The organism is Legionella waltersii (genome assembly GCF_001468085.1).
Lineage (GTDB): Bacteria > Pseudomonadota > Gammaproteobacteria > Legionellales > Legionellaceae > Legionella > Legionella waltersii.
In genome coordinates this window covers 1-4,617 of record NZ_LNZB01000022.1, presented here as the reverse complement: position 1 = coordinate 4,617, position 4,617 = coordinate 1, and the positions used below count along the sequence as shown (strand labels likewise).

The following is a 4,617-nucleotide window of genomic DNA, read 5'->3' as shown; positions in this document are numbered from 1 at the left end:
CTTCGTGAGAAATCACCGGAGGAGCTTCGTGAGAAATCACCGGAGGAGCTTCGTGAGAAATCACCGGAGGAACTTCGTGAGAAATCACCGGAGAAACTTCGTGAGAAATCACCTGAGGAACTTCGTGAGAAATCACCGGAGGAGCTTCGTGAGAAATCACCGGAGGAGCTTCGTGAGAAATCACCGGAGGAACTTCGTGAGAAATCACCGGAGGAGCTTCGTGAGAAATCACCGTAGGAGCTTCGTGAGAAATCACCGGAGGAGCTTCGTGAGAATCTACCTTAGAGACTTCGTGAGAAATCACCGGAGGAGCTTCCTGAGAAATCAACTGAGAGACTTCCTGAGGAACTTCAGTCTCTGTTCCATGAGATACTGAAACTTGAGTAAAATTATTCTTAGAAGTTTCCTGAACAGATTCATCCTGTTCCGAGGGAACTATGGAATGAATTCTGGAAAGCTCGTCAAACGTTTTGCTGCAACTAGGACCTTGGCCTAAAAAGAGTCTTGGTAAATTTGAGTTGAGAAAGGCGGCTTCCTCAGCGTTCCCAAGTTTGTTACTTGTATATGTACCATAATATCCGCCACCAAAATCACAATCATGTCCAGCAATATTCTCAGCAATCTTTGCTTCAGGGAAATTCTCACGAATTTTGACCATTGCGGATTTTGTCCCTGAGTTGGTGAGGGTAATGCTAAACGTAATGGGAATCTTCAGCTCACGTAAAGCCTGTTTTGCAAGGTTAAAGTTATTCTCGTCCGGAATACAAAGCACCAACTCCCTTAGCGTGTTTTCTTGATTGTTTGCGACTAATTGATTTATCGACTCCGCAAATGCCCTTACAATTAATGTCTTGTATTCCTCTTGTCTCTCAGGAGTCAATCCGTTTAAAAACACTCCCGCACCAACAAAGGGTGAAACAAGAACGTCATTGCCTTTTGCTGCCGCCAATAATAAGGTGTTACCTATTTGCTTTTGAATCGCTTGATAATAGTCCGTAGAATTATTAGCGTATAGCTTAAAATCATCGGAGCTTGATGGTATAGCGTTCCTTGCCATCAAATTAACACCACATCCAACAATAGCTGATACGATAAGAGGGGGTGTTAATTCATTACAGTCGTCACCTAATGTGTACGTTACTCTCTCCCCATAGCCCATGCGATGTTTACCAAGGCCCTTAAATGCCTTGTATTTTTTATGATCTGGACCATTGATAAAATCACTTGATTTCGTGGTTAAAAGATAGGCTTCCCTAATATTCCCTTTGCAATAGGTAGTAATATCAGATCGAATTTCTTTAATACGCAATTCTCTCGGCTTTGGGTCATAGTACAACTCCCAGCCTTCGTTGTTGTCCATTGCCTTGGGAATCCACTTATCATTTTCTTTACGATGGTTCTCCTCAAATAGTTTTCTTCGATTTGATAGCTGTTGTTCTGTTAATCCTCTAGGGATAGCAAATGCTTGTAGGTTTTCTGTGTTGTATAAATAACAAGCCCCTCCACCAAAGGACTCAAGCTTTAATTTTAGTGTTGGTTTGTTAGCAGACGCCTGTGGCAAGGATTCAAGCTCTAATTCTCGTGTTGGTTTGTTAACAGACGCCTGTGGTAACGTTGAACTAATTGTAAAGTCTTCCGCTCGACAATTAAAAATTGCGTTAAATTGCCGCCATGTCAATCCGAACTGGTAGTGATTAGAATATTGTTCTACCTTGGCATACTCCAATTTTACGTAAAGATTATTTTTTTTAATCCACTCTAACGCTTTATTCGCTTGAACTTCAGAATTAAAACCAATCCGAACAATCATATTTCCTTTATTAGCTATCCACCCGATCTGTCTTATGTCCTCTGTGCTATTAATGTCAGAGTTAATAAACTCATTGTTTGTAATCATTTTTTATCTCCGTAATCAAAGGTTGTTGCAATTCACCCCGAATAGCCAAAAGACACTCGCTCTCTTTTTATTTGGATGTGAATCAAGCAGAGCGATTGAACGCTAAATAATTCAGTAGAATTGAATTGCAAATAAATTAGGTTTGCTTTGTTTTAAAAATTAAACAAGCACTTACAGAGAGTGGGCGTCAGGAATAACTTTATGGCTCGGAAATCGAGATTCCAAGTAAAAACCAATAATAACGGTTGATTTAAAATATGGTTGCATAATCGATTTTTTTGTTTTCATATTGTGCAATATTAACACAGACTATACCTATAGTCAATGGAAATTTATGAAAGGTCTTAGCACCATGAAAATGTCACGGATTAATAAATTTTCGCCTCATTCATAAGGATCGCCACTTGAAAATTATCGAGGCTATGGCTTATCCAATACGGTTGACCATAGTGCTGTAGGTTGACTCCTTGGTTTGTCATCAACCATCCAATTTAAAAATTGTTTTGTAATTATCAACTGGTTTTAGTAGTGTAAAACAGTAGTCACTTTAATAATAACTAGAAAGGAGTCGTTATGATAATCTCACAGAAATTCCCCTGCATATTATCCATGTGCTTAGTGTCGTACATGGGGATTGCAGGTAACAATTTTCCAACCATCGTAAATCTGGACCAAGGTCCTGTTCAAGGTAAAATGGAAGATGGGGTTAGAAAATTTTTAGACATAAAAACACACAATGCTTCTAGGTGGCAATACGCGCAGCCCCTCATTTATTCCCCCATCGCCCAGGACGCAACTGTAGAAAAGCCAGCTTGTTATCAAAATTCAATGCGATTAATTCCCTACCCTAATGCACCATTGGCCGTAACTAATTTTGGATCGGTCGAAGAGGATTGTCTTGATGTGACAGTGATTACCCCTGAATCACCAAACTTATCAATAGCGCATCCATTACCAGTCATTGTTTACATCCATGGTGGCGGCGGGTTTGCAGGGTCCAATAGTGAAAATTTCTACAGCATGACGAATCATGTTAAAGAAACCAATAGCATCGCAGTAGTCATAAAATACCGGTTGGGCGTGTTTGCAAACTTCCCATTATTCGGTGCATTACCAGCCAATTTAGGCATTGAGGATGCTAAAGCACAACTAAAATGGGTTCATAACAACATCAATAAATTCGGTGGGGATCCAGATAAAATCACTTTATGGGGACAAAGTGCTGGGGGTGGGCTGATCACACGCTTAATGCTTAATAACAATTCAGTGAGCATCCCCGATAGCATAGCCTCTCTGGGCGTAAATAATGTCATCGTAGACTCTCCTGCGCCAATTAATGGGATACCAATCACAAACCAAATAGGCGCTAGCATCGCTGTGGCGCAGACTTTAGGTTGCGTCCAAGATCCACAAAATCCTGACGTTCCTGCTGCTATTGCCTGTGTCCTTAGCAAACAACCCAATGATGTCTTAAATGCAGCGAATTCGAATCCTCTTCTAGCCGGCGCATTTACATTCAGCTATGGTCCAGGAACTCAATTTGCAGATAAACCATTAAAACTGTTTAAGTCTGGTCAAAATATCCAAGATTTGAACACAATCATTGGATACAATGGTAACGAAGGTACAGGACTAGCCTGGATTTTAGGCGGCGCTTCTTTCCCTCCCTTTAACCCTACCGATCCGGTTTTTCAAACCACTTCAGCAATTTTTGCAGCACCCCCTCCACAAGGGTTTGGAATAAGCTATGCCAATGCCACCTTAACGGACGTGACTCCAGAAGCCTTTGCGGTGCTTATGGGTATTGCTCATGCTTCTGAAATAGGAGACCCTTCTCAGGCAATTGCTTATTATGCTCAAAAAGCGGCTGTAGAAAATACGACTCTTTGGAAGCAAGTTGCCAATAGTATTGGTGATAGAAGTTTTGTGTGTCCTGTAGACATCATCTCTAATTCTCTTGCCGAGCAGAATCAGGATGTATGGCGCTATGTCTTTACCCATCAGCCATACGACCCAGTCTATCATTTTAACGCTGGTGATGGTGATACTCATAGTGTTGATCTTCCCTATCAAGCGAAACTTGCTGAATTTGGGGACTTTCCTGCATTAAATGGTTTTTCATCAAATGAACTATTGTTCTCAGATGATCTTCTCGGATATCACTATCTATTTATGAGAGCTGGTAGACCAACAAGCATTCTTCCGCTTACTGATGCATGGAGAAAATATCGTATAACTCCTAACCTTCCTGCGCTAAACCAGCAAATTCTGAAATGGGAACCAAGGTATGGACAACCTAGGTCTCAATTCCATATTGCTCGTACAGAAGGAAGTTGCGGATTCTGGAATCAATATCTGATCGATGCAGTTCCATCATCCAAGCAATAATAGAGTCCGATAACAATCCTTCCTAACTAAAGGAGCCGTGAGGCTCCTTTTTTTTCCAATCAAGTGGGATTAGCCACTTGATTCTTGTCTTCGATCGGATATCGATTGTTCTTTTGACACAGGCTTCCCTATTAACCTGTCTATTTTACGTTGCTTCAAAATTAGATGCGGTTGTCCCGAAAATATCCCAACTCAAGCTTTCCTTAATAGTTTGTTAACCTTTATTTAGTACAATATGAAAACCATAAGGCTAAAATATATGCGGTGATATTATTATGTTGACAAAAATCAATTTACCTAAGGTTAATCCTACAAAAACTTCATCCAGCCTC

At 40.6% G+C, this 4,617-nt stretch carries 2 protein-coding genes; one reads left to right on the top strand and one right to left on the bottom strand.

Annotated features, from left to right (window positions below; all coding sequences use genetic code 11):
- The coding region (locus Lwal_RS17875) for a hypothetical protein (protein ID WP_238584279.1) at positions 1 to 1,897 on the bottom strand (1,897 nt) is incomplete at its 3' end.
- Positions 1,898 to 2,470: 573 nt separating this feature from the next.
- Here Lwal_RS17875 and Lwal_RS05065 point away from each other — a divergent pair.
- The gene (locus tag Lwal_RS05065; RefSeq protein ID WP_058479837.1) at positions 2,471 to 4,285 is read left to right on the top strand and encodes a carboxylesterase family protein; all 1,815 of its coding nucleotides are present in this window, start codon (positions 2,471 to 2,473) and stop codon (positions 4,283 to 4,285) included.
- Positions 4,286 to 4,617 lie beyond the last annotated feature (332 nt).

Bases quoted from the DNA above. Each gene is read 5' to 3' on its own strand.
- Lwal_RS05065 (WP_058479837.1), top strand. From the start codon at position 2,471: ATGATAATCTCACAGAAATTCCCCTGCATATTATCCATGTGCTTAGTG.